General features: G+C 65.4%; 18 protein-coding genes. 3 read left to right on the top strand and 15 right to left on the bottom strand.

The features are described from left to right. Nucleotides 1-33: 33 nt before the first annotated feature. From GCN74_RS18025 to GCN74_RS18000, 6 genes are all read right to left on the bottom strand, one after another. Nucleotides 34-5,376 carry an Hpt domain-containing protein gene (locus tag GCN74_RS18025; protein WP_193317144.1) on the bottom strand — a complete coding sequence of 1,781 codons (5,343 nt, stop codon included), beginning with the start codon at nt 5,374-5,376 and terminating at the stop codon, nt 34-36. Between the two features lie 74 nt (nt 5,377-5,450). Further along, a complete protein-coding gene (locus GCN74_RS18020; RefSeq protein ID WP_152257952.1) occupies nt 5,451-7,688 on the bottom strand; it encodes a methyl-accepting chemotaxis protein in 2,238 nt (745 codons plus the stop codon). Next, nucleotides 7,688-8,299, bottom strand: coding sequence for a chemotaxis protein CheW (locus tag GCN74_RS18015; RefSeq protein WP_319633470.1), 612 nt, complete (start codon nt 8,297-8,299; stop codon nt 7,688-7,690). Before GCN74_RS18015 ends, GCN74_RS18020 begins: the two co-directional genes overlap by 1 nt. Before the next feature lie 26 nt (nt 8,300-8,325). After that, nucleotides 8,326-8,691, bottom strand: coding sequence for a response regulator (locus GCN74_RS18010; protein WP_152257950.1), 366 nt, complete (start codon nt 8,689-8,691; stop codon nt 8,326-8,328). A gap of 35 nt (nt 8,692-8,726) precedes the next feature. Then, the gene (locus tag GCN74_RS18005; RefSeq protein WP_152257949.1) at nt 8,727-9,137 is read right to left on the bottom strand and encodes a response regulator; all 411 of its coding nucleotides are present in this window, start codon (nt 9,135-9,137) and stop codon (nt 8,727-8,729) included. An 85-nt stretch (nt 9,138-9,222) separates the two neighbouring features. After that, nucleotides 9,223-9,375 (bottom strand): rubredoxin, encoded by a 153-nt coding sequence (locus GCN74_RS18000; protein WP_038488910.1) that lies wholly within the window; start codon nt 9,373-9,375, stop codon nt 9,223-9,225. 96 nt (nt 9,376-9,471) lie between these two features. On the opposite strand from GCN74_RS18000, the gene thiD reads away from it, so the two are divergent. Next, nucleotides 9,472-10,329 (top strand): bifunctional hydroxymethylpyrimidine kinase/phosphomethylpyrimidine kinase, encoded by an 858-nt coding sequence (gene thiD / locus GCN74_RS17995; RefSeq protein ID WP_152257948.1) that lies wholly within the window; start codon nt 9,472-9,474, stop codon nt 10,327-10,329. Between the two features lie 50 nt (nt 10,330-10,379). Continuing rightward, nucleotides 10,380-11,669: a glutamate-1-semialdehyde 2,1-aminomutase gene (gene hemL, locus GCN74_RS17990; RefSeq protein ID WP_152257947.1), complete on the top strand. Its 1,290-nt coding sequence runs from the start codon at nt 10,380-10,382 to the stop codon at nt 11,667-11,669. A gap of 71 nt (nt 11,670-11,740) precedes the next feature. Here hemL and GCN74_RS17985 read toward each other — a convergent pair whose 3' ends face one another. Continuing rightward, nucleotides 11,741-12,457: an HAD family hydrolase gene (locus GCN74_RS17985; protein ID WP_152257946.1), complete on the bottom strand. Its 717-nt coding sequence runs from the start codon at nt 12,455-12,457 to the stop codon at nt 11,741-11,743. A 205-nt stretch (nt 12,458-12,662) separates the two neighbouring features. Here GCN74_RS17985 and GCN74_RS17980 point away from each other — a divergent pair, with 205 nt between their 5' ends. Then, entirely contained in the window at nt 12,663-13,145 is a 483-nt protein-coding gene (locus tag GCN74_RS17980; protein ID WP_152257945.1) for a nuclear transport factor 2 family protein, read from the top strand. 28 nt (nt 13,146-13,173) lie between these two features. Here GCN74_RS17980 and corA read toward each other — a convergent pair whose 3' ends face one another. From corA to mpl, 8 genes are all read right to left on the bottom strand, one after another. Next, on the bottom strand, nt 13,174-14,139 hold the full coding sequence (gene corA / locus GCN74_RS17975) for a magnesium/cobalt transporter CorA (protein WP_077408488.1): 966 nt from the start codon (nt 14,137-14,139) through the stop codon (nt 13,174-13,176). Between the two features lie 221 nt (nt 14,140-14,360). Further along, complete coding sequence (gene mtgA, locus GCN74_RS17970; protein WP_152257944.1) at nt 14,361-15,092, bottom strand: monofunctional biosynthetic peptidoglycan transglycosylase; 732 nt, start codon at nt 15,090-15,092, stop codon at nt 14,361-14,363. Further along, nucleotides 15,089-15,931: a shikimate dehydrogenase gene (gene aroE / locus GCN74_RS17965; RefSeq protein ID WP_152257943.1), complete on the bottom strand. Its 843-nt coding sequence runs from the start codon at nt 15,929-15,931 to the stop codon at nt 15,089-15,091. The genes mtgA and aroE overlap by 4 nt, the downstream gene beginning before the upstream one ends. After that, nucleotides 15,928-16,785 (bottom strand): energy transducer TonB, encoded by an 858-nt coding sequence (locus GCN74_RS17960; RefSeq protein ID WP_152257942.1) that lies wholly within the window; start codon nt 16,783-16,785, stop codon nt 15,928-15,930. The genes aroE and GCN74_RS17960 overlap by 4 nt, the downstream gene beginning before the upstream one ends. Nucleotides 16,786-16,922: 137 nt before the next feature. After that, nucleotides 16,923-19,010 (bottom strand): ribonuclease catalytic domain-containing protein, encoded by a 2,088-nt coding sequence (locus GCN74_RS17955; protein WP_152257941.1) that lies wholly within the window; start codon nt 19,008-19,010, stop codon nt 16,923-16,925. A 2-nt stretch (nt 19,011-19,012) separates the two neighbouring features. Further along, nucleotides 19,013-19,627, bottom strand: coding sequence for a chorismate--pyruvate lyase family protein (locus GCN74_RS17950; protein WP_152257940.1), 615 nt, complete (start codon nt 19,625-19,627; stop codon nt 19,013-19,015). Continuing rightward, complete coding sequence (locus GCN74_RS17945; protein WP_152257939.1) at nt 19,624-20,208, bottom strand: YqiA/YcfP family alpha/beta fold hydrolase; 585 nt, start codon at nt 20,206-20,208, stop codon at nt 19,624-19,626. The genes GCN74_RS17950 and GCN74_RS17945 overlap by 4 nt, the downstream gene beginning before the upstream one ends. Next, complete coding sequence (gene mpl, locus GCN74_RS17940; protein WP_152257938.1) at nt 20,205-21,581, bottom strand: UDP-N-acetylmuramate:L-alanyl-gamma-D-glutamyl-meso-diaminopimelate ligase; 1,377 nt, start codon at nt 21,579-21,581, stop codon at nt 20,205-20,207. The genes GCN74_RS17945 and mpl overlap by 4 nt, the downstream gene beginning before the upstream one ends. Between the last annotated feature and the right edge of the window lie 42 nt (nt 21,582-21,623).

Below are 21,623 nucleotides of genomic sequence, written 5' to 3'. Positions count from 1 at the left end.
TGCGCGCTTCGCGCCAACCGGGCCTGCACCGACCTATGCCACGGCGCCGCCCAGCAGGCGCGCCACTTCCGCCAGCAAGTCCTCTTCCTGGAACGGCTTGCCGAAATACGCATCCACGCCCAGTTCGAACGCGTGCGCGCGGTGCTTGTCGGCGCTGCGCGAGGTGATCATGATGACGGGGATGGCGCGCGTCTTCTCGTCGCTGCGCACATTGCGCGTCAGGTCAAAGCCGTCCATGCGCGGCATCTCCACGTCCACCAGCAGCAGGGCCGGCATGGCGGCCGGTTCCAGCGCATGCAGCTGCTCCAGCGCATCGATGCCATCCTTGGCCAGCAGTACCTGGTAGCCTTCGCGCTCGAACAGGCGCTGCATCACGCGGCGCACCGTCAGCGAATCGTCGACCACCAGCACGCGGACGGCCGGCGCGGCCAGCGCGCTGGAAGCGGCATGCTGTGCGCTGCTGGCCAGCGCATATTGCGACAGCAGTTCAGGATGATGCTCCAGGTGCTGCGCCAGCGCCACCGGATTGAGGATCAGCACGATATCGCCCGTGCCCAGCACCGTGGCGCCGGCAATGCCCGGCATGCGCGCCAGCTGCGGCCCCACATGCTTGACCACGACCTCGCGGTTGCCCACCACGTCATCGACCTGCAGCGCCAGCCTGTCGTTGCCATTCCTCAGCAGGAGCACGGGCGCATAGCGCTGCATGGCCTGCGCCGCCGGCGTCTCGCCCAGCATGGCCGACAGGTGGTGCAGCGCCAGCGACTGGCCGTGCGACTCGATGCATCCGGCCGCCCGCACCTGTTCCAGCTGCCCGCCTTTCAGGTGCAGCACCTGCTCCACCAGTACCGATGGCAAGGCATACGTCTTGCCGTTCGCCGCCAGCAGCACCACTTGCGTAACGGCGAGGGTCAGCGGCAGGTGGATGGTAAAGCGCATGCCCAGGCCGGCCTGCGTCAGCGTCTCCACGCGCCCGCCCAGGGCCAGCGCTTCGGAGCGCACGATGTCCATGCCGAAACCGCGCCCGGCCAGTTCCGTCAGGCTGTCGGCAGTGGAAAAACCCGGCGTAAAAATCAGTTCGGCCGCCTGCGCGTCGGTCAATGGCGCACCCGTTGCCACCAGGCCGGCGCCGTGCGCCTTGGCGCGGATGCGTTCCAGGTCCAGTCCCGCGCCATCGTCGGAAAAGGCGATCGCCACTTCATTGCCCTGCTGGCTGAGCTGCACCAGCAGCTCGCCCGTCTCGCTCTTGCCGGCCGCCAGGCGCGCGTCGCGCGGCTCGATGCCGTGCACGATGGCGTTGCGCAGCAGGTGTTCAAACGGCGCCGCCATGCGTTCCAGCACGCTGCGGTCGATTTCCACGCCACCGCCGCGGATGTCGAGGTTGACGCGCTTGTCGACTTCCTTGGCGCTTTGCCGCGCCACGCGGAACAGGCGTTCGGCGATGCTGGAAAACGGCACCATGCGGATCTGCATCAGGTCGCGCTGCAGCTCGCGCGTCAGCCGCGCCTGCAGCACCAGGTCGTCCGTCACGGCATCGACGCTGTGGCTGAGGTTTTCATGGAAGGACGCCACGTCGTTGACGCTTTCGGCCATCATGCGCGTGAGTTCCTGCAGGCGCGTGAAGCGGTCGAATTCGAGCGGATCGAAATCGCGCTCGCTGCCGACGGCCATGCGCGAGGCGATCTGCGATTCGGCCTGCATTTCCACTTCGCGCAGCTGGCGCCGCAGGCGCGCCAGGTTGTCGGAAAACTCGGATAGCGAAGCGCCCAGCACGCCCACTTCATTTTCCATCTTCGAGCGCGTGATCGACACTTCGCCGGCCTGGTTCACCAGGCGGTCGAGGATGTCGGCGCGCACGCGCACCAGCGCCGCCTTCGGTTCGGCGGCCGGCGTGTCTTCCATGCCGGGCAAGGGCAGCAAGGGCTGCTGCAACTGCTCGAACAAATGCAGCGCATGGTCGTAATGGGCTAGCAATTCCTCGAAGGCCTGCGGCGTGGCGGTGCCCGCGTGCAGCATGTTTTCGATATGCGTCTCGATTTCATGCGCATGCTGGCCCAGGCGCATGGCGCCGGCCATGCGCGCGCTGCCCTTCACCGTATGCAGGGTGCGCAGCAGCATCTGCGCCTGGCCGCTGTCGTGCGGCTGCTGCTGCCAGCTGCGCAGCGCCTCGCCGATCTGCGGCAGCAGGTCTGCCCCCTCCTCCAGGAAGACGGACAGCAGGTCCAGGTCGAGTTCATCGCTGATGCCGGCGCTGGCCGCCAGCAGCGCAGCCGCATCGGCCGGCATGATGGCCGGCGCCGGCGCATCCGGTTCCTCCGGCGCGGCGTATTCCAGCGGCGGCGCGTGCTCGAAGCCTGCGTCGAACAGATCGTCGCTGGCGCCGATGTCGGCCGCGGGCACGGCGGCTGCAGCCGGCTGCAGCGCGTCGGCGACGATGCTCGCATACGCCGCCTCGAACAGGGTCTCGAGCTGCGCCGCGGGCACCGCGGCCAGTTCTTCACCCGGCTCTACGTCCTTCTTTGCGTCCTGCTTTGCGTCCTGCTCTGCGGCCAGGGCTTCCGCGGGCTGCGCCGGCGTGCCCACGATGCTGGCGTAAGCGGCGGCAAACAGGGCGTCGAGCCGCCCTTGCCCGCTCTCGCCGGGCGGCGCCGTCAATGCGCGCCACAGGGTGTTGAGCGCTTCGATCATGTCCGGTTGCGCCGGCGCCAGGTCGCCCAATGCGAACGCCTGCAGCATCTGCCCGATGCGCTGCGTGGCCTGCTCCAGCACGTCGTGCTGTTCGGCGCGCAGGCCGGCCAGCGGCGACGCCACCGTCTCGATCACCGTCTCGAGCGCGTGCGCCAGGTCGCGCAAGGACTGGAAGCCGACCGTGCCCGACGTTCCCGCCAGGGTATGCACGGCGTGCAGCGCATCGGCGCTGACGGCGCGCTGCTCATGGCGCCATTCGCCAAAATCGCGCGTCAGCACGCGCAGCAATTCATCCGTCTCGGCCAGGTAGATGTTGTACAAGGGCAGGCTGATGCGCAGTTCGCCCACGTGTTTGAGGTGATCGTCGGGCGCTTCGTGCGCGGCCGGCGCCGTGGCGGATGGAAAGCCGATCACGTTGCCATTGCTGGCCGCGGGCACGGGCGGGCGCGGCTTGCGCAGTTCGAACGGTCCGCCATCGCGCACGCGCTCGGCCGCCGCCAGCAGCATGCCGGCCTCGCGCTCGCGCCCTGCGCCGCCTTCCAGTTCGGCCACCCATTCGCTGAGCTGGTACCAGCCGTAATTGAGCAAGGTAAACAGGTCGTCGCTGGCGGGGCGCGCCTCGGCCAGCCAGGTATTCATGACGCGCTCGATGGCGCCGGCCGCCTCGGCAAACTGCGCCAGGCCGATCATGCGGCTGCTGCCCTTCAGGGTGTGGAACGAGCGGCGCAGCATGGCCAGGTGGTCGCCGCTGGCCGCCTGCTCGCGCGGCAGGGCCAGCGTGGTATCGATAAAGGCCAGCACTTCGCGCGCTTCGGCGATGAAGATATCGAGCATCTCCGCGTCGACATCGGTCACGGCGGGCGCGGCATCCACGCCGGCAGGCGCGGCGGGCGCCAGGGTCTGGTCGAGCAAGGGCACCGGCACGGCACCGGCGGCGGCGACTTTTTCAAATGGCAGGGCGCGGAAGGTGCCGGCAGCGGCATCGAAATGGAAACGCCCGCTGGCCGCCTGCGCGTTGCGGCCCAGCATATCGACAAAAAATCCCAGCGCGCTGACATTTTGCGCGATCTCGTCGAGCGCCTCGGCGTGCGCCTCCGCATTGGCATCCGCCTTGGCGTCGCCACCGGCCAGCTGCCGCACGGCAGTGTCGACCTGCAGCACGGCAGCGCGGGCGTCTTCCTGTCCCAGCCCGGCCAGCTGCTGCAGCAGCTGCCCCAGCACGGGCGCGACGCCGTCGAGGGCACCCGCCCGTTCGCGCGACGCATCCGCGTAATAGGCGTTGAGCACCTTTTCCACCTGGCGCAGACCCGTCTTCATTTCCTCGGCCAGCGCGGCGACGGTCTGGCCCTGTTCGATCTGGCGCGACAGCTCGCCCGCGGTGACGGGCGGCGGCGCCTCGCCAGCCAGCAGCGCCTGCAGGCGCGCGGCGATGGTTTCCGCATTGCCGGCGAAATCGTCGGGCAGGCGGCGCACCTGCTCCAGCCCCGTGTCCGCAAACAGCAGCGCCATGCCGATTTCATTTTCCAGCGCCGCACTGCGCCCGCTGGCCACCGCCTGCTGCGCCACGGCCGCGCATTGGCGCAGCAGGCCGGCCAAGGCTGGCTGCTTCAGGATCTCGGCCTGCGCCGCCACCTGCTGCAGCGACTGTTCGAATGCTGCGCCCAGGGCGGGATCGAGGTCCGCTTGCGCCAGGCGGCTCCAGCTGGCGCGCGCCTGCGCCAGGGCCGCGCGGGCGCCTTGCAGGGCATCCTGGTCGACCTGGCCGTAGCGCCGCGTTTCCAGGTCGGCGGGCACCTGCCCCTCCAGCGCGAAAGCGGCACGCAGCTGGCTCGCCTCCGGCGTCGGCTCGGCGGCGGCCGCGATGAAGAACAGGGCGTCGCGCAGCATCGCTTCGGGCAGGCTGGCCGTGCCCTGCGCCAGGCGGCGCAATTGCAGGTTGATCAATCCGAACAGCTGCTTGACGTTGAGCGTGCCCATGCCCTCGCCGCTGGCCGCCAGTCCCGCAAACGCCTGCATGGCGAACCAGAAGGTGCGCGCCGGCGCTTCCTGCTGCGCATCGGCCACCAGGGTCAGGGTGGCATGCAAGTCGCCGGCGTGCTGGCGCCGCGCCGCATCGTCCTGCGCCTTCAGGAACGGCAGCAGCGATTTTTCGAAGCGTCCGCGCCAGGCCGGATAGTCGGCCACAGGAGGCGCGTCCGCCAGCGCGACCGCATGCCCATCCAGCATGGCCGAGGGCGGGAAAAACAGGTCGGCCGGGTGGATGCGTTCGGCGCCCAGCATGGTTTGCAGGTCGCGGTAGTAGGGGAACAAACGCATCGGCTGCGGCGGCGTGCCGGCCACCAGGTCTTCCAGGTATTCGACGAGGGCCTGATACAGCCCGGCGACGATCTGCGCATGGTCCAGCGTATATTCCAGGCTGCCGTCACGAAAGCGCGCCAGCGCCTGTTCCGCGCCGTCCGTCAGCAGGCCGGCACCGGCCACGTCCACCATCACCAGCGCGCCATGCGCCTGGTGCAAATGCGAGCGCGCATGCTGCAGGGCCGTGGCGCGTTCCTCGCGCTCGCGGCCACCCGCTTCGAACAGGGCCGTTTTCGAACGGCCCAGCGCTTCGCGGATTTCCACCATCACCCACGACAAAGGTTCGCTGTCGAACGGCTTGGACTGCTGTGGACTATCAGGTGTGCTCATGCATGCCTCGGTAAGGAAATCGTAACGCAACATTCGGTACGCACAACGCGCCGCGCCCTGGAATGGCGCAGCGTTCAGGCGGCGACGCGGAAGCGCGACACCGAGTTTTTCAGTTCCTGCGCCAGCATCGACAGCTTGTGAATCGACTGCGCCGTCTGCTGCGTGCCGTCCTGCGTCTGTTCCGTCACGCTCAGGATATGCTGGATATTCAAGGCCACGCCGCTGGCCGAACCGGCCTGCGTTCCCGTGGCGAACGAGATGCCCTGGATCAGTTCGGCCAGGTGTTTCGACACCTGGCTGATGTCGTTCAGCGCCGCGCCGGCCGCGTCGGACAGGTGCGCGCCTTCGACCACGCCCTGCGTGGATTTTTCCATCGCGCGGGTGGCGTCCTGGGTATCGGCCTGGATGGTGCGCACCAGCGCGCCGATCTGCTTGGCGGCGGCGGCCGAGCGTTCGGCCAGGCGCTGCACTTCCTCGGCGACGACCGAGAAGCCGCGCCCCGCCTCGCCGGCCGATGCGGCCTGGATGGCGGCGTTCAGCGCCAGCACGTTGGTCTGTTCGGTGATGTCGGAAATGAGCTCCGTGATTTCGCCGATTTCCTGCGACGATTCGCCCAGGCGCTTGATGCGCTTGGACGTATCCTGGATCTGCTCGCGGATTTCATGCATGCCCTTGATGGCGTTTTCCACCGCCGTCGAACCCTGCTGCGCCGCCGCCACCGACTGGCGCGCCACGTCGGCCGAGACGCTGGCCGACTTCGACACGTCGGTAATCGCATTGGCCATCTTCACCACGGTGGCGCTGACGCCCTGGATTTCGCGCGACTGCTGCTGCGAAGCGATCAAGAGTTTGCTGGAGATGCTTTGCGCCTGCGTCGAGGCGCGGTTGACCTGCTCGGCCGTCGCCGTCACGCGCCCCACCAGGCCGCGCAATTCCTCGACCGTGTAATTGACGGAATCGGCGATGGCGCCCGTGATGTCTTCCGACACGGTGGCCTGCACCGTCAGGTCGCCGTCGGCGACCTTCTGCAATTCGTTCATCAGGCGCAGGATGGCAGCCTGGTTCTGCTCGTTCTTGGCCTTGGCCTGCTCTTCCTTTTCCTGCGACAGCAGGCGCTGGATTTCCGCCTCATGGCGGCGCCGCTCCGCGTCGCGCGTGCGGTTGACGGAATCCTGCAGCAGCACGCGGCCGATGCCGGCCGCCGCGATCAGCGTCAGCAACACGCCGCCGACCATCATCCAGAAGGCCAGCCCCAGCGTTTCCTGGTTCACGTGGTACATCTGCTGCAGCAGGGTCAGGCGCTGGCGCAGGTCTTCGTTCTCGTTGAAGATCAGCTGCTCGGCGCTTTTCGCCGAACTGAATTTATCCAGACGGTCGAGGATCGACGAGACGAGCTTCTGGTAATTATCGAAACTGGCTTTCAGCGCCACCAGCCGATCGCGCAGTTCGGCATCGCGCGTGGCCGCCAATTGCAGCGATACGCTGCCATTGAGCAGGCCTTCCACGGCGGCGCGGAAATAGGTCGTGTCGCGCCCCAGCGAAAACGCCGTTTCCGAGCTGATGCTGCCCGACGACAGGAACTCGCTGGCGCTGCGGCTCATGCGCTGGCTCAGCATCATCAGGCGGCCGATGACGGCCAGGTCGCGCGCATTGCCGCCCCGCTGCACCTTGAGCGCCGCGATTTCCTCCGTCTGCGCCAGCAACGCCGGCGACAGCGCGTTCAATTGCTGCAAGGTCTTGTCGAATTCGCCCAGCTCCGTTTTCAGGCGCAAGATGGTGCTGGCCGCGCGGTCGCTGCTGGCCCATTTCTTGCGGGCGTCCGCCACCGCCGCCAGCAGGGCGGAACGCGATTCGCCGATATCGCGGCCGTGATACGTCCCGCCGCGCAGCATCAGGCGGAAATCCTGGTTCAATTCATTGCGGCTTTCCTCGAGCTGGCGGAAAGCTTCCGGATTGCCCTGCACGGCGTTCGGCGCGGCCTTGCCGATGCGCTGCGAATGCATCAGCGCATCGCTGGCCAGCTGCGTCTGCGCCGAGGCGATATTGCCGCTGCGCGTATTGAGGCCGACGAACAGCAGGCTGGCGGCCAGGCTCAGGGCCATCACCGTCGACAGGATGCTCAGTTGTTTTTGCAGCGGAAAATGGCCGATCAGCGGCAGCTTCAGGTCGCGCACCGGCGCATTGGCCAGCGACTTGCGCCGTCCCAGCGCGTCGCGCAGGCGCAGCGGCAGGTCGGCCGCCGATGCCGGCTCGCCGGTGGCGTGCTCCGCTTCGGGCATGCCGGCCGCCAGGATAGGGGAATGGGCGCCCATCAGCCAATGTCCTTGTGTGCGGCGAGGCCGCCAAAACCGGCATCGAGGAAGCGTTCCGATTGCGCCAGCTGCGCCAGGTCCAGGCGCAGCCACTGCTGCCCGTCGCTGTCGCGCAGCGCCTGCGCCGCCCACGGCGGCGGCGCGCCCGGCGGCGCCTCCGGCAGAGGCATGGCTTGCAGCGCGCGCAGCTGGCGCAAGCCCAGCACGCGCTCGACCAGCAGCGCGCAATTGAGGCCCAGACGGGGAGAAAACGTGATGATGCGGCAGTGATGGCCTGCCGCGCAAGCCGGCTCGCCCATGTAGCGGGCCAGGTCGACGATGGCCGTCAGGCGTCCGCGCATGGCCGCCAGGCCCAGGTACCAATCCTGCGCCAGCGGCACGCCCTGGATCTGCACGCCGGTGGCAATGACGATTTCGCCGAGCTGCGTCAGGTCGAGCAGGCACGACCGGCCGCCGAGCATCACGCCCAGCTCCTTGCGGGCCGCCAGCGCGCCGCTACGCGCGGCCTGTATCCGCTCGATCAATTGCAGCTGATACTGGCGCAAGCGCCCCTGCCGCGCGCCCGTCTCGAAAGACGGCATGGCGGCAGGCGGGAAAGCCCCGGTGGTCACGCCCTGACCTGGCATCGTCGGCATTCTCAGGACAGCGCGGCGATCTTGGCCAGCAGCTCGGCTTCCACCACCGGCTTGACCAGATAATCGCGCGCGCCCTGGCGCAAGCCCCAGATGCGGTCCGTTTCCTGGCTCTTGCTGGAACAGATAATCACCGGCACGTCCTGCAGTTCGGGATCGCGCGCGATGGCGCGCGTGATCTGGAAGCCATTCGCACCGGGCATCACCACATCCATCAGGATCAGGTCGGGCCGGGTCTGCTTCAGCTGCGCCAACGCGTCGGCGCCGTCCTGCGCCGTAACGACGGCATAACCGGCACGCACCAGCATCTCGCTCAGGTAATAGCGTTCTGTCGGCGAGTCATCGACGATCAGAATTGTGTGTATGGCCATCTGCTTCCTTGCTGCGTTGTCAATCAATAAACCACTTACTCAAAATGCCCGGCCAGGTGCAGCCGCACGGCCTCCAGCAGCGCCTCGCGCGCCAGCGGCTTGGCCAGGCAGGCGCTGGCGCCTGCCATGGCGCCGCGCGCGCGGTCGAACAGGCCTTCCTTGGCCGACAGCATCAGCACCGGCGTGGCATGAAAAGCCGCGCTGGCCTTGATCAGCGCGCACGTGCGGTAGCCGTCCAGGCGCGGCATCACGATGTCGCACACGATCAGCGCCGGCTGGCAGTCGGCGATCTTGGCCAATGCCTCAAAGCCGTTTTCCGCCACCACCACGCGATAACCGGCCTCGCGCAGGATCCGTTCGGCCGCGCTGCGGCTGGTGGCACTGTCATCGATGACCAGTATGCAGGCGCTGTCGGACGGTGCCTGGGGCGGCAAGGAGTGCGTCATTTAATTATTCAGCAATCTTTCATACCATAGCACAGGCGGCTGCGACACCTGCGTGCGGCAGCAACCTCCCATGGGTCGGCATCAATTAAATCGCTACCATCTCGAAATCATCCTTGCGCGCACCGCATTCAGGGCAGGTCCAGTTCATCGGAACATCGGCCCAACGCGTGCCCGGAGCGATGTCTTCGTCAGGCAGACCAGCCGCTTCATCATAAACCCAGCCGCAAATAAGACACATCCACGTTTGGAATTGCTGCGTTGTTTCGTTGCTACTCACGTTCTGCCACCCTTCAATCAAGTAAAATGCTGAATTAGGTATCTTAATCTACCCGCCGTGCAAAACCAAACTTCTCCCCTCATATTAAGCTTCGGCGTGTCCGATCCGGTCGGCGCGATCGGCATCCAGGCCGACCTGGCCACGTTTTCAGCCTTCGGCTGCCATGGCCTGTCGGTCACCACGGGCCTGTTGATCAGCGATACGGCGCGCGTGGAAGACGTGCAGGCGGTCGACCCGGACTGGGTTTCCGACCAGGCGCGCGTGCTGCTGGAAGACATGTCCGTCTCGGCCATCAAGATCGGCGCCCTGGGCAGCGTGGAAAACGTCACGGCCATCGCCGAAATCGTCTCCGACTATCCCGAGGTGCCGCTGATCCTCGATCCCTTCATTTCGGCGCTGCCGGAACAGGGCATGGACGACGAAGACATCCTCACCGCCGTGCGCCAGCTCCTGATCCCGCAAACGACCTTGCTGGTGCTCTCGCCGGTGGAACTGGAGCGCCTGGCCGAAACCTGGCGCGACGCCGACCCGGACGACACCCTGCAGAACGACGTCGACTACCTGGTGGCGCTGGGCTGCGAATACGTGCTCGTCACCGGCATGCCGGCCGACGCCAGCAAGTCCGGCACGGCCGAGGGCAAATTGCGCGCCAATACCCTGTTCGGCGAAGACGGCGTGGTGCGCCACGACGAATGGCAGCACCTGCCGGGCATCTTCAACGGCGCCGGCAGCACCCTGTCGGCGGCGGCCACCGCCCTGCTGGCCCTGGCCGACAATGAAGACGATGTGCCGCAGGTGGTCGTGGCGGCGCAGGAATTTACCGCCGGCGCGCTGGCCCACGCGCAGCGCCACGGCATGGGCAAGCTGGTGCCGAACCGGCTGTTCCGGCAGCAGCGCCAGCGCGGCGGCCAATAGACACCGACCAGACGACACAGACAACGATCCACTTTCAAGGCACGATTATCATGACGACGACTTCACAGAACGACATCCTGTTTGCCCGCGCACAAAAAACCACGCCAGGCGGCGTCAACTCGCCCGTGCGGGCCTTCCGCTCCGTGGGCGGCACGCCGCGCTTCATCACGCGCGCCGAAGGCCCGTACTTCTGGGACGCGGACGGCAAGCGCTACATCGACTACATTGGCTCGTGGGGCCCGGCCATCGTCGGCCACGCCCACCCCAAGGTAGTCAAGGCGGTGCAGGATGCGGCAGCACTGGGCCTGTCGTTCGGCGCGCCGACCGAAGGCGAAGTGCTGATGGCCGAGGAAATCACGCGCCTGGTACCGTCGATCGAGCAGGTGCGCCTGGTGTCGTCGGGCACGGAAGCGACCATGAGCGCCCTGCGCCTGGCGCGCGGCGCCACGGGCCGCGACAAGATCGTCAAGTTCGAAGGCTGCTACCACGGCCACGCCGACTCGCTGCTGGTGAAGGCGGGCAGCGGCCTGCTCACCTTCGGCAACCCGACGTCGGCCGGCGTGCCGGAAGACTTCGTGAAGCACACGCTGGTGCTCGACTATAACAACGTGGAACAGCTGAAGGACGCCTTCGACAGCTTCGGCGCGGACATCGCCTGCGTGATCGTCGAACCCGTGGCCGGCAACATGAACCTCGTGAAAGCCACGCCGCAATTCCTGCAGGCGATGCGCGAGCTGTGCACGCAGCACGGCGCCCTGCTCATTTTCGATGAAGTCATGTGCGGCTTGCGCGTGGCTCTGGGCGGCGCGCAGGCGCTGTACGGCATCAAGCCGGACCTCACCGCGCTGGGCAAGGTGATCGGCGGCGGCATGCCGGTGGCGGCCTTCGGCGGCAGCGCCGCGCTGATGCACCATATGGCGCCGCTGGGCGCCGTCTACCAGGCCGGCACCCTGTCGGGCAACCCGGTCGCCGTGGCGGCCGGCATGGCGACCCTGAAACTGATCCAGCAGCCAGGCTTCTACGAGCAGCTGGGCGCCACGGCCAAGCGCCTGGCCGAAGGCTTGACAAGCGCTGCGCAAGAGGCGGGCGTGGTCTTCTGCGCCGACTACATCGGCGGCATGTTCGGCATTTATTTCAGCGCCACGCCACCGACCAGCTACGCGGAAATGATGGCGGGCGACCGCGGCAAGTTCAACGCCTTCTTCCACGCCATGCTCGACGAGGGCGTGTACTTCGCGCCAGCGGCCTTCGAGGCAGGCTTCGTCTCGGCACAGCACGACGATGCCGTCATCGACGCCACCATCGCCGCCGCGCGCAAGGTGTTCGCCAAGCTGGCGTAAGGCACCGCCCTGACAAGACCTGCTGCGCGCCGCGCCTTGCGGCCGGCGCGCAGCGGTATTGCCAGCTGCCGCTACACTGTGGCGCCCTGCAGCAGCTGCGCCACCAGCGCCGGCAGCTTGCCCATGTCGTTGAACACGAGGTGCGCGCCAGCGGCCTTCAGGCGCGCTTCCTGGCCGGCGGCGATATGCCCGCCGCCGATGAATCCCAATACCGTCGTACCTGCCGCCACGGCCGCCGTCACGCCCGTGACGCTGTCTTCCAGCACCAGGCACTGGCCTGGCGGCACGCCGAAGGCGGCAGCTGCCGCCAGATAGACGCCCGGATGCGGCTTGGCGTGCCCCACCAGGTCCGGCGTGAAGACGCGCTTGTCGAACAGGGGCGCCATGCCCGTGCGCTCCAGCGCCGACAGCACGCGTGCGCTGACGCTGTTCGAAGCCACGGCCTTGTGCAGGGGAATGGCGGCCAGCGCCTGCGCCACGCCGGGCACGGCGCGCAATTGGGCGTCGCAGGCCGCATCGACGGCGTTACCGATGGCCATGATGTCATCGGCCGGCAGCGGCGGCAAATCCAGTTCCCGGTAAATATCCTGCATCAGCGGCACCAGGCGCTGGCCCAGGCGCGGCTCGATCAAGCCTTGCAGGGTGACACCCTGGGGCAGGTTCGGCAGGCGCGGTCCCAGCAATTCCAGCAGCGCCTGCAGGGCCACGGCTTCGCTGTCGATCAGCACGCCATCGCAGTCGCTGATCAGGTGGGTGAAACGGGGAAGGGAAGGAACGGTGTCAGGCATGTATTCTCCAATAGGGGCGAAGCGCACCGTGCGCGCCGCCAGCATAGAACAGGGGGGCGTGGCGCGCTACGCCTGGCCGGCCACATCCCGATACTTTGCGTTGCGTGCCGGCCATCGGCCGCATGAAGTAATTTCTTTTAGATAACTTCAATGGCATACTTTGCCTGCCCTGATCGCTTGAATCAGGCCCAACAGGATCGATACCATGACACGCAAAAATTTTCTGCAAGGCCGATTATCCCTGATTTCCACAATTGCCGCGCTTGCCTTCGTGGCGACCGCGCAGCCCGCACGGGCGGCGGACGACGATGCGGCCGTCCTCAACCTCGTGCGCCAGCACGTGGCAGCGCAAGCCAGTTTTGACGCACCGGCCCTGGCAGCCCTGACGGCCGACAATTACGCGGAAGTGTCGCCGCTGGGCGATGTCGACACGCGCGAAAAGATGCTGGCCTTCTATGCGCCCGAGAAAAAATCCGCCGCTCCCGTCATCGCGGTGGAAGAGCCGTTCGTGCGCGTCGCGGGCGATACGGCCGTGCTGATCGCCCGGCTGGCGGTAACGGTACAGGCGGGCGGACAGCAGCGCAACATGGCCCTGCGCGCCAGCTATGTGGCGAAAAAGGAAGGGGCGGCGTGGAAACTGCTGTCGGCGCAATACACTGGCATCGCACCGAAAAAAGCGGCGCCCTGAAAAAAAACGGGCCTGCGGGCCCGTTTTCTTATTTCAGCCAGCCCCGGTGGCGGAAGTACAGGAAAGGCGCGATGGCGCTGGTGACCATCAGGCCCCAGGCCCACGGGTAGCCGAACGACCATTCCAGCTCCGGCATCAGCTTGAAGTTCATGCCGTACACGCTGGCGATCAGGGTGGGCGGCAGGAAGGCCACGCTGGCCACCGAGAAGATCTTGATGATCTTGTTCTGGTTGATGTTGATGAAACCGACGGTGGCGTCCATCAGGAAGTTGATCTTATCAAACAGGAACGAGGTGTGGCCATCGAGCGATTCGATGTCGCGCAAAATCTGCCGCGCTTCCTCGAACTGCTCGGAATTGAGCAGCCGGCCGCGCATCAGAAAGCTCACGGCGCGGCGCGTATCCATCATGTTGCGGCGGATACGGCCATTCAGATCTTCCTCGTGAGCAATCGCATTCAACGCTTCGGCCGCGTGCGCATCCGTAAATTCCTTTTGCAGCACGCGCGTGCTCACTTCTTCCAGGTTCTGGTAGATGCCTTCGAGCACGTCGGCCGAATATTCGGCGTCGGTGGCGTACAGGTCGAGCAGCACGTCCATGTAGTCGGCGATCGAGCCTGGCCGCGAGCGGGCGCGCATGCGCACCAGGCGGAACACGGGCAGGTCGTCCGTATGCATGGAAAACAGGATCTTGCGGGCCAGGATGAATGCCACGGTGATGACGCGCGAAGGGCCGTCGTCCTCTTCGCGCAGGAAATCCGTGCGCAGGTGCAGGTCGCCGTTTTCCGCTTCGTAATAGCGGGCCGACGCTTCAATATCCTTGACTTCGTCTTCGCCCGGCAGGGTGACGTTGTAGATGGCCTTGACCCAGGCCCGTTCATCATCGGTGGGGTCGGTCAGGTCGACCCACACCGGTTCGGCATTTTCGAGGTCTGCGCGGCTGTCGATCGGCACCTGGTTGAGCCGGCCATTCTGTAATACAAAGACATTGATCATGCGCGCTCTCAGCCGGATGTTGGGTTATCGTGATGTGCTGGCGCTGGCGCCAAAAATGAAAACAGCGCAAGTGTACCCGCAAAGGCCTTTTCACGACCACCCCCGGCACCGCTTTTTCACGGAAAAAGTGCGGTGATGCACCAAGCTGGCCTATTAAGATGCTGCGCTGCAATAGTGCCAATAAGACAGCTTTAATGTAATGCAAACAAAGCCGGCCATCCTCAAGGCAATTCCGCCGCCCCCATGCGGCGCAGGATGACACTGGTGCGCCGGTTCAGGTAGCCAGTATCGCGGTGGCGGTCGTAAAAGCGGGGATTCGGCAGCATCACGGCCAGTTTCGCCGCCTGCGCCGCACTCAGGCCCGCCGCGCTCACATGGTAATAGTGGCGCGCGGCCGCTTCCGCGCCGAAGATGCCCGTGCCAAATTCCACCACGTTCAGGTAGATTTCAAAGATGCGCTGCTTTTCCATCAGGCTTTCCAGCATATACGTGATGATCAGTTCCTGGCCCTTGCGCACATAGCTGCGCGAGCCGGACAGGAACAGATTCTTCGCCAGCTGCTGCGTGATGGTAGAGCCGCCCGCCACGACCTTCTGCTTTTTGCTGTTTTTTTCATATGCCTTTTGCAAGGCATCCCAGTCCACCCCTTCGTGCTCGGAGAAGTTCGCGTCTTCCGAGGCGATGATGGCCCGTTTCAGGTTGTTCGAGATGCGGTTGTACTGCACCCACGTCTGCTGGATGGTGGCCTTGGGATTCTTGTCCTGCAAGACAGACAGCTGTTCGCGCATGAACGCCGTGCTGGACGGGTTGTGGTCGACCCACCACCAGATTTGCAGGAAGAAATACAGCTGCACGACGACGAAGGCCAGCACGGGCACGATGAACAGCCACTTGATCCAGCCGTAGCGGCTGCCGCTGCCGCCCTTGCGCACGCCCTTCTTGCTGGCGCTCACAGGCTGCCCCGCAATTGCGCCAGCAAGTCCTGCGTCTGCGGGCGCACGCCGCGCCACACGCAAAACGCTTCGGCCGCCTGCTCCACCAGCATGCCCAGGCCGTCGCGCACCTGCGCGCCATGCTGGGCGGCAAAGTCCATGAAGACGGTGGGCTGGGCGCCATACATCATGTCCAGCGCCAGGGTATGGCTGCCAAAGATACTTGCCGGCACGGGCGGCAAGTCGCCCGCCAGGCTGGCCGAGGTGGCATTGATGACGATATCGAAGACGCCCTCGGGCTGCGTGAACGGGCCGGCGCGCAACTGGCCGGGATGGCCGAGCGCATCGGCAAACTGCGCCACCAGCGCCTCCGCCGTGGCCACGGTGCGGTTGGCAATGAAGATTTCCTGCGGCGCCTGTTCCAGCAAGGGCAGCACGACGCCGCGCGCCGCGCCGCCCGCGCCCAGCAGCAGCACGCGCTTGCCGGCGATGGCCACGCCCGCGTTGCGCATGATGTCCGCCACCAGGCCGGCGCCATCGGTATTGTCGCCAAGAATGGTATCGCCATCGAAACGCAGGGTATTGACGGCGCCGGCCGCCTGGGCGCGCGGCGTCAGTTCCGTAGCCAGGGCGCAGGCGTCGAGCTTGAAGGGCACCGTCACGTTGGCGCCCTTGCCGCCCTCGGCGGCAAAGCTGCGGGCCGCCAGGGCAAAGCCATCGAGCGGCGCCAGCCGGCGTTCATAGGCCATGGCTTGTCCTGTCTGCAGGGCAAACGCGGCATGGATCAGGGGCGACTTGCTGTGGGCAATCGGGTTGCCGAAGACACAATATTGATCGGGATGAATATTTTTCTTGCTCAATTGCTGCCGCCAGTCAGGTTAGCTTCCATTTTTTCTTCGCGGGTAAATTTGAAACGGGTGATGACGACCCACAGGTCATCCTTGTCACTCGACAACATATTCGGTGGAAAACGGCCATACGGCGCTGCGCGGCGCACGATGGCCAGGGCGGCCGCATCCAGCGCCGGGTTGCCCGAGCTTTTCTCCACGCGGGCGCCGCCCTCTTTCTGGTAAATCGTGCCGTCCTGGAAGATGGGGATGTAGACGACCAGTTCGCCATACATCTTGCGGCCATTCTTTTGCGGGAAATTCAGGGTGCCGATTTCCTCGATGCGCTTTTGCAGGGTCTTGTAATACATGGCATAGCCGACCTCCTGCGTGCTGGGCGTAATGAAGGTCTTGCGGGGACGCTTGTTCTGGTCTTCCACGGTCTGGCTGATCTCGGCCGCCATGCGGGCGATGGCCTTGCTGCTTTCCATCAAGTCCGAGCCGCTGGCCAGGGGATTGGGCTTGTCCTTTTCCGTGACGGGGGCGGCGCTGTACGGCGTGGGCTTGGCCGCCTGCGTCAGCAATTCCTGCTGTTTTTGTTCCAGTTCGGCAATGCGCCGGGCGCTGGCCTTGACGCTGTCGCCCTCTTCCACCTTGCGCATGTCGGGCAAGGGCGACTTGGCGCGGCCCTTGTCGGCCTGTCCACCGCCGTCCAGGTTCGCTTGCGCCAGGGCGTCGGCCTGCAGCGGCTTATTGGCATGCTTGGCATTGACGAGTATCACTTCCAGGCCGGGATCCGTGGCCACGGCCCGTTGCGGGGCCGGGGCGACAAAATGCATCGCCAGCAAGGCGCCGTGCGCCAGCAGCGAGACCGCCACGGCTATCATCAGGAAACGATTCTCTCGGAAAGACTTCACGCGCAACCCAGTTCGCAACAAGCACACCATACAAGATGGCTGAATTCTACGTCAAAGGGCGGTGCCGACAACAGTTTTCGGCACCGCCCTGTGACTGGAGCGGCGCCTTACTTGACCTCGGGCTCGCTGACCACGTCTTCGCTGGCCAGTTCCGCCACTTCCGCATCGGCGTCGCTGACCTGGTTGGCCGCTTCCGGCGACGCTTCCTGCGCCACGTCGCCCTCGTCGGCGCCGTCGTCGCCCGCTTCTTCCTCGTAGTCGAGTTCGGCATCGGCCGCCGCATCGGGCACGGCAGCGATTTCCAGCAGGCGCGCTTCGATGCTCAGGTCGACCTCATCCCAGCGCAGCAAGTCCAGTTTGACCTGGGCGCCGCGCGCCACCGATGGCATGCCCGGCAGCTTGATGACCAGCGGAATGTCGACCAGGCGCAGGATTTCATCTTTCAGGACCACGGCATCGACCTGACGTGCGTTTTCCTGATGCAGCCAGCGCAAGCACCAATAGCGTTCCATGTTCGACTGGAAATCGCCATACGCGGCATACGCAGCGTCGAAGGCCGAAACGATGGCGAACAAGTTGGCATCGCGGGGCTTGAACGGGGCCACCAGCGGCGCCGTCACGCCGTGCTCGGCGCAGGCGATGATTTGCCACTGATTCACCAGATCGGTATACCGGCGCAAGGGCGAGGTGCTCCACGCGTATTGATCCACGCCCAGGCCCTGGTGCGGCGCCGCGTGGGTGACCATGCGCACCTGCATCTTTGCCGCCCAGCTATTGCCGCTGCCGCCGCCCTGGCTGCGGTAGATGCCGGGCACGCCATGGTCGTGCAGCATCTTGCCCCAGGTACTATTGGCAAAAATCATCAGTTCAGCGACGATCTTGTCCAGCGGCGCGCCACGCTTGCGGCGCGCCACGGTGACGATGTCGTTTTCCACATAGAAATTGAAATCGACGCGGTTATTCTGTTCCGGCTTCAGGCCGAACGCTTCGCGCTTCTTCATGCGGCCCTGTTCCAGCTGCTGCGCCCAATGCCACAGCACGGCAAAATCGGCCTTGTGCGGATACTCGCCTTCGCCGCTGGCCAGGGTTTCCTCGTTGACCAGGTCGTCCAGCTGGTTATGGCGCAAATTGCTGGCGATGGGTACCAGCTCGGCGCGCGTCTGCGTGCTGACCACGGCCCATTCCGCTTTCGGGTCCAGGGTCGCGTACAGCGACAGGGCCGGGCACGTCGTGCCTTCGGCGAGCGTGAAAGCATTGACGATTTCGTCCGGCAACATGGTGATCTTGTCACCCGGCATGTAAACGGTGGACATGCGCTGGCGCGCCATCTTGTCGATCACGTCTTCCGGGCGGATGCCCAGGCCCGGCGCGGCGATGTGGATACCCACTTTCACGGTGCCGTCGGGCAGCGGCTGCACGGAGAAGGCATCGTCGATCTCGGTGGTGGTCACGTCGTCGATGGAGAAGGCGGCCACGTCGGCCAGCGGCAGCTTGGCCGTCACGGAGGGCACGGGCACGCTCGGGAAGCCGGCGCCTTTCGGGAAATTCTCGAAGAGGAATTTCGACAGGTGCAAATCTTTCGGCGAAGCGATGCCCCCCACGGCCAGCATGAGGCGGGCCGGCGTCGTGTGCAATTCCGTGCACGCCGCTTCCAGCGCCTTGTATTCGATCGTGTTCTTGTCCGGCTTGAACAGCAGTTGCAGCACCATGGGCTGCATCGGGACAGGCAAGCGGTTCTGTTTCAGCTCATCCACGTACGCGGCTTGCACCAGCGCCTGCTGCTTTTTCTTTTCGATGCCGGCCAGCGCGGCCTTCAGCGAGGCTTCCGGCGCCGCCTTGTAGCGGCCGCGGCCCTTCTTGTAAAAATACACGGGCGCCGAATGCAGGGCCAGGATCAGGCCGGCCGCTTCCGGCGGCAGCGGGGCGTGGCCGAAATACTCGGCGCCCAGCTCGGCAAAGCCGAACTCGTCTTCGCCCGCCACTTCCCACAGGAAATCGAGATCGATATCGGCAGCCACAGCCTTGGCTTGCTCGAGCAGCTCGGCCGGCGCCGGCTTTTCATACTGCAGCAGCACATCCTTGATCTTGACCTTGGTGCGCTTGCCGCTGGCCATTTCGACCTGGTACGCCTCACCCGCTTGCGACAGGACCGTGCCGACCTTGAAATCGCCGGATTCTTCAAAAAATAGATTCATTGTTATGCTTTGTTTATTAATGTGTCGGTTGCAACGGTGCGAGTGAGGGACGTCAGCTCGAGCACCGCCGGCAAAAATACTTCGGTTACCAGCAGCAAGCCCTGGTGACGCTGATACAGGCAGCGCCGGGCCAAAAACAGCGCCTGCGCGTCGACGCGCTGCCCTTCCAGCGCCAACGCGGCGCGTACCCGCTGCACCAGCGGGTGCCCGGCACGCAGGCGGGCAAATTCAAGCGTGCCGCGCCGTACCATGCGGTCGCCAAACAGGGTCGTGCCCAGCGAGCGTTCGCCCAGCGCGGAAAACAAGGGCCAGTCCGTGGCCGTCGCCTGCATGGGCACGACGGTATGGCCAAACACGGCCGGTTTGTTATCACAGCGCAACAGCACTTCGCGTTCCCAGACCCGGCCCGCGCGGTACAAGCCGATGCTGGCGGCCTCGTCGCTCAGGCAACGTGCCGTTTCCTGATGCAAACATTGCACGCGAAACGCGCCGCTATGCGCTTTCAGCTTGGCCGTCAGCGACCCGCCGCCCGTGAGCCAGTGGCGCAAGGCCGGCGGCGCATTGACGGCGTTGACGTGCGCATGCCACTGCGCCTGCCGCAGCGAACCGGGCCTCACAGGGCCGCGTCCGCAGCGATGCCGCAAAAGGCCAGCACGGGCGCCAGGTAATCGGCAAATTCGCTGATGCCATGGTCGCTGCCCTCGATGACGAGTTGCCGCGCCCCCTGATAATGCGCCACCATGTCGCGGTAGTCGAGCACTTCATCGCCCGTGGCGGCAATCAGGAAATAGCGTTGCGGCTGCGTAATGGCCGGCACGGCAAACGCGCGCAGCTCATCGATGTATTCGCGCTTGAACTCGAATGGCTTGTCCGAATGGAACTCCGTCGTCACGCCCACATGCTGTTCCAGGTCGATCAGGGGCACGATGGCAGGGTTGAGCAGCACGGCGCGGCAACCGAGCTGTTCTGCCAGCCAGGTGGCGTAATAGCCGCCCAGCGAGGAGCCGATAATCGTCAGGTCGGCCGGTGCCACGCCCTTGACCAGCGACAAGGCCAGTTCGATGGCCAGTTTCGGCGACGCGGGCAATTGCGGGCACCGCCATTCTGCCTCGCGGCCCAGCGCCTGCATCTGCGCGGCCAGCAGGCGCGACTTCATCGACAATGGCGACGAGCGGAATCCATGCAGGTACAGAATCATCGGCCCAGCGCCTCCAGCAATTTCTGGTGCACGCCGCCAAAGCCGCCGTTGCTCATGACGACGATCTGGTCGCCGGGACGGGCGCTGGCCGCCACGGCCGCCACCAGCGCATCGATGTCTTCGTAGGCGCTGGCAATCTTGCCCAGCGGCGCCAGCGCGTCGCCCAGGCTCCAGCCCAGCGCGGCATGGCTGCCGAAACCGAAGACCAGGTCGGCATCCTTGAGGCTGCCCGGCAGCGCATCTTTCATGGCGCCCAGCTTCATGGTGTTCGAACGCGGTTCCAGCACGGCCAGGATGCGGCCGCTGCTGCCGATCTTCTGGCGCAAGCCGCCCACGGTGGTGGCGATGGCCGTCGGATGGTGGGCGAAATCGTCGTACACGGTCATGTTATTGACCACGCCGCGCACTTCCATGCGGCGCTTGACGCTCTCGAAGCTGGCCAGCGCGGCGCAGGCCTGGGCGATGGGCACGCCCACGTGGCGCGCGGCAGCGATGGCTGCCAGCGCATTGCTGCGGTTGTGCTTGCCCGTGAGCGCCCACGCCACATGGCCTTCCTGCTGGCCATTGAAGTACACGTCGAAGCTGCCATCGGCCTGCTCTTGCAGTTGCCAGTTGGCATCTTGGCCAAAACTTTCCTTTTCACTCCAGCAACCGCGCGCCAGCACGCGCTGCAGCGACGCTTCGTCGCCGTTGAACACGAGGCGGCCGATGCCGGGCACGGTGCGCACCATGTGGTGGAATTGCGTCTCGATCGCGTGCAGATCGGGGAAGATGTCGGCGTGATCATATTCCAGGTTATTCATGATGGCCGTCTTCGCGTGGTAATGCACGAACTTGCTGCGCTTGTCGAAGAAGGCCGTGTCGTATTCATCGGCTTCGATGACGAAGAAGTCCGAATCGACGCTCTTGCCATCGATCTTGCCGCTGAGGCGGGCAGAGATGCCAAAGTTCATCGGCACGCCGCCGATCAGGAAGCCCGGCGCGTAGCCCGCGTCTTCGAGTATCCAGGCCAGCATGGCCGACGTTGTCGTCTTGCCATGCGTACCGGCCACGACCAGCACCCACCGGTTACGCAAGATGTGTTCGCCGATCCATTGCGGACCGGACACATACGGCAGGCTGCGGTTGAGGATTTCTTCCACCAGCGGGTTGCCGCGCGAGACCACATTGCCTATCACATACAAATCCGGGTTCAGCTTGGTTTGTTCCGGGTCAAAGCCCTGGATCAGTTCGATTCCCTGCGATTCCAGCTGCGTGCTCATCGGGGGATAGACGTTGGCATCGCAACCGGTGACTTTATGGCCGGCTTCCTTGGCCAGGACGGCCAGGCCGCCCATGAAGGTACCGCAAATGCCGAGAATATGAATATGCATGTGATCAGTGCGACAAGTGCGCGCGTAGGTAAGATGGTGAGA

Source organism: Janthinobacterium sp. FT14W, assembly GCF_009208755.1.
In the GTDB taxonomy this organism is placed as follows: Bacteria; Pseudomonadota; Gammaproteobacteria; order Burkholderiales; family Burkholderiaceae_D; genus Janthinobacterium; species Janthinobacterium violaceinigrum.
The sequence above is the reverse complement of the archived record's forward strand: the minus strand, read 5'-3'. Positions and strand labels throughout refer to the sequence as shown.

Coding starts and splice junctions, on each gene's coding strand:
- GCN74_RS18010 (WP_152257950.1), bottom strand. CDS start 8,691: ATGGCCATACACACAATTCTGATCGTCGATGACTCGCCGACAGAACGC.
- GCN74_RS18000 (WP_038488910.1), bottom strand. CDS start 9,375: ATGTGTCTTATTTGCGGCTGGGTTTATGATGAAGCGGCTGGTCTGCCT.
- GCN74_RS17955 (WP_152257941.1), bottom strand. CDS start 19,010: ATGAATCTATTTTTTGAAGAATCCGGCGATTTCAAGGTCGGCACGGTC.
- GCN74_RS18020 (WP_152257952.1), bottom strand. CDS start 7,688: ATGGGCGCCCATTCCCCTATCCTGGCGGCCGGCATGCCCGAAGCGGAG.
- GCN74_RS17985 (WP_152257946.1), bottom strand. CDS start 12,457: ATGCCTGACACCGTTCCTTCCCTTCCCCGTTTCACCCACCTGATCAGC.
- corA (WP_077408488.1), bottom strand. CDS start 14,139: ATGATCAATGTCTTTGTATTACAGAATGGCCGGCTCAACCAGGTGCCG.
- mpl (WP_152257938.1), bottom strand. CDS start 21,581: ATGCATATTCATATTCTCGGCATTTGCGGTACCTTCATGGGCGGCCTG.
- GCN74_RS18025 (WP_193317144.1), bottom strand. CDS start 5,376: ATGAGCACACCTGATAGTCCACAGCAGTCCAAGCCGTTCGACAGCGAA.
- hemL (WP_152257947.1), top strand. CDS start 10,380: ATGACGACGACTTCACAGAACGACATCCTGTTTGCCCGCGCACAAAAA.
- GCN74_RS17980 (WP_152257945.1), top strand. CDS start 12,663: ATGACACGCAAAAATTTTCTGCAAGGCCGATTATCCCTGATTTCCACA.
- GCN74_RS17945 (WP_152257939.1), bottom strand. CDS start 20,208: ATGATTCTGTACCTGCATGGATTCCGCTCGTCGCCATTGTCGATGAAG.
- GCN74_RS17960 (WP_152257942.1), bottom strand. CDS start 16,785: ATGATAGCCGTGGCGGTCTCGCTGCTGGCGCACGGCGCCTTGCTGGCG.
- GCN74_RS18005 (WP_152257949.1), bottom strand. CDS start 9,137: ATGACGCACTCCTTGCCGCCCCAGGCACCGTCCGACAGCGCCTGCATA.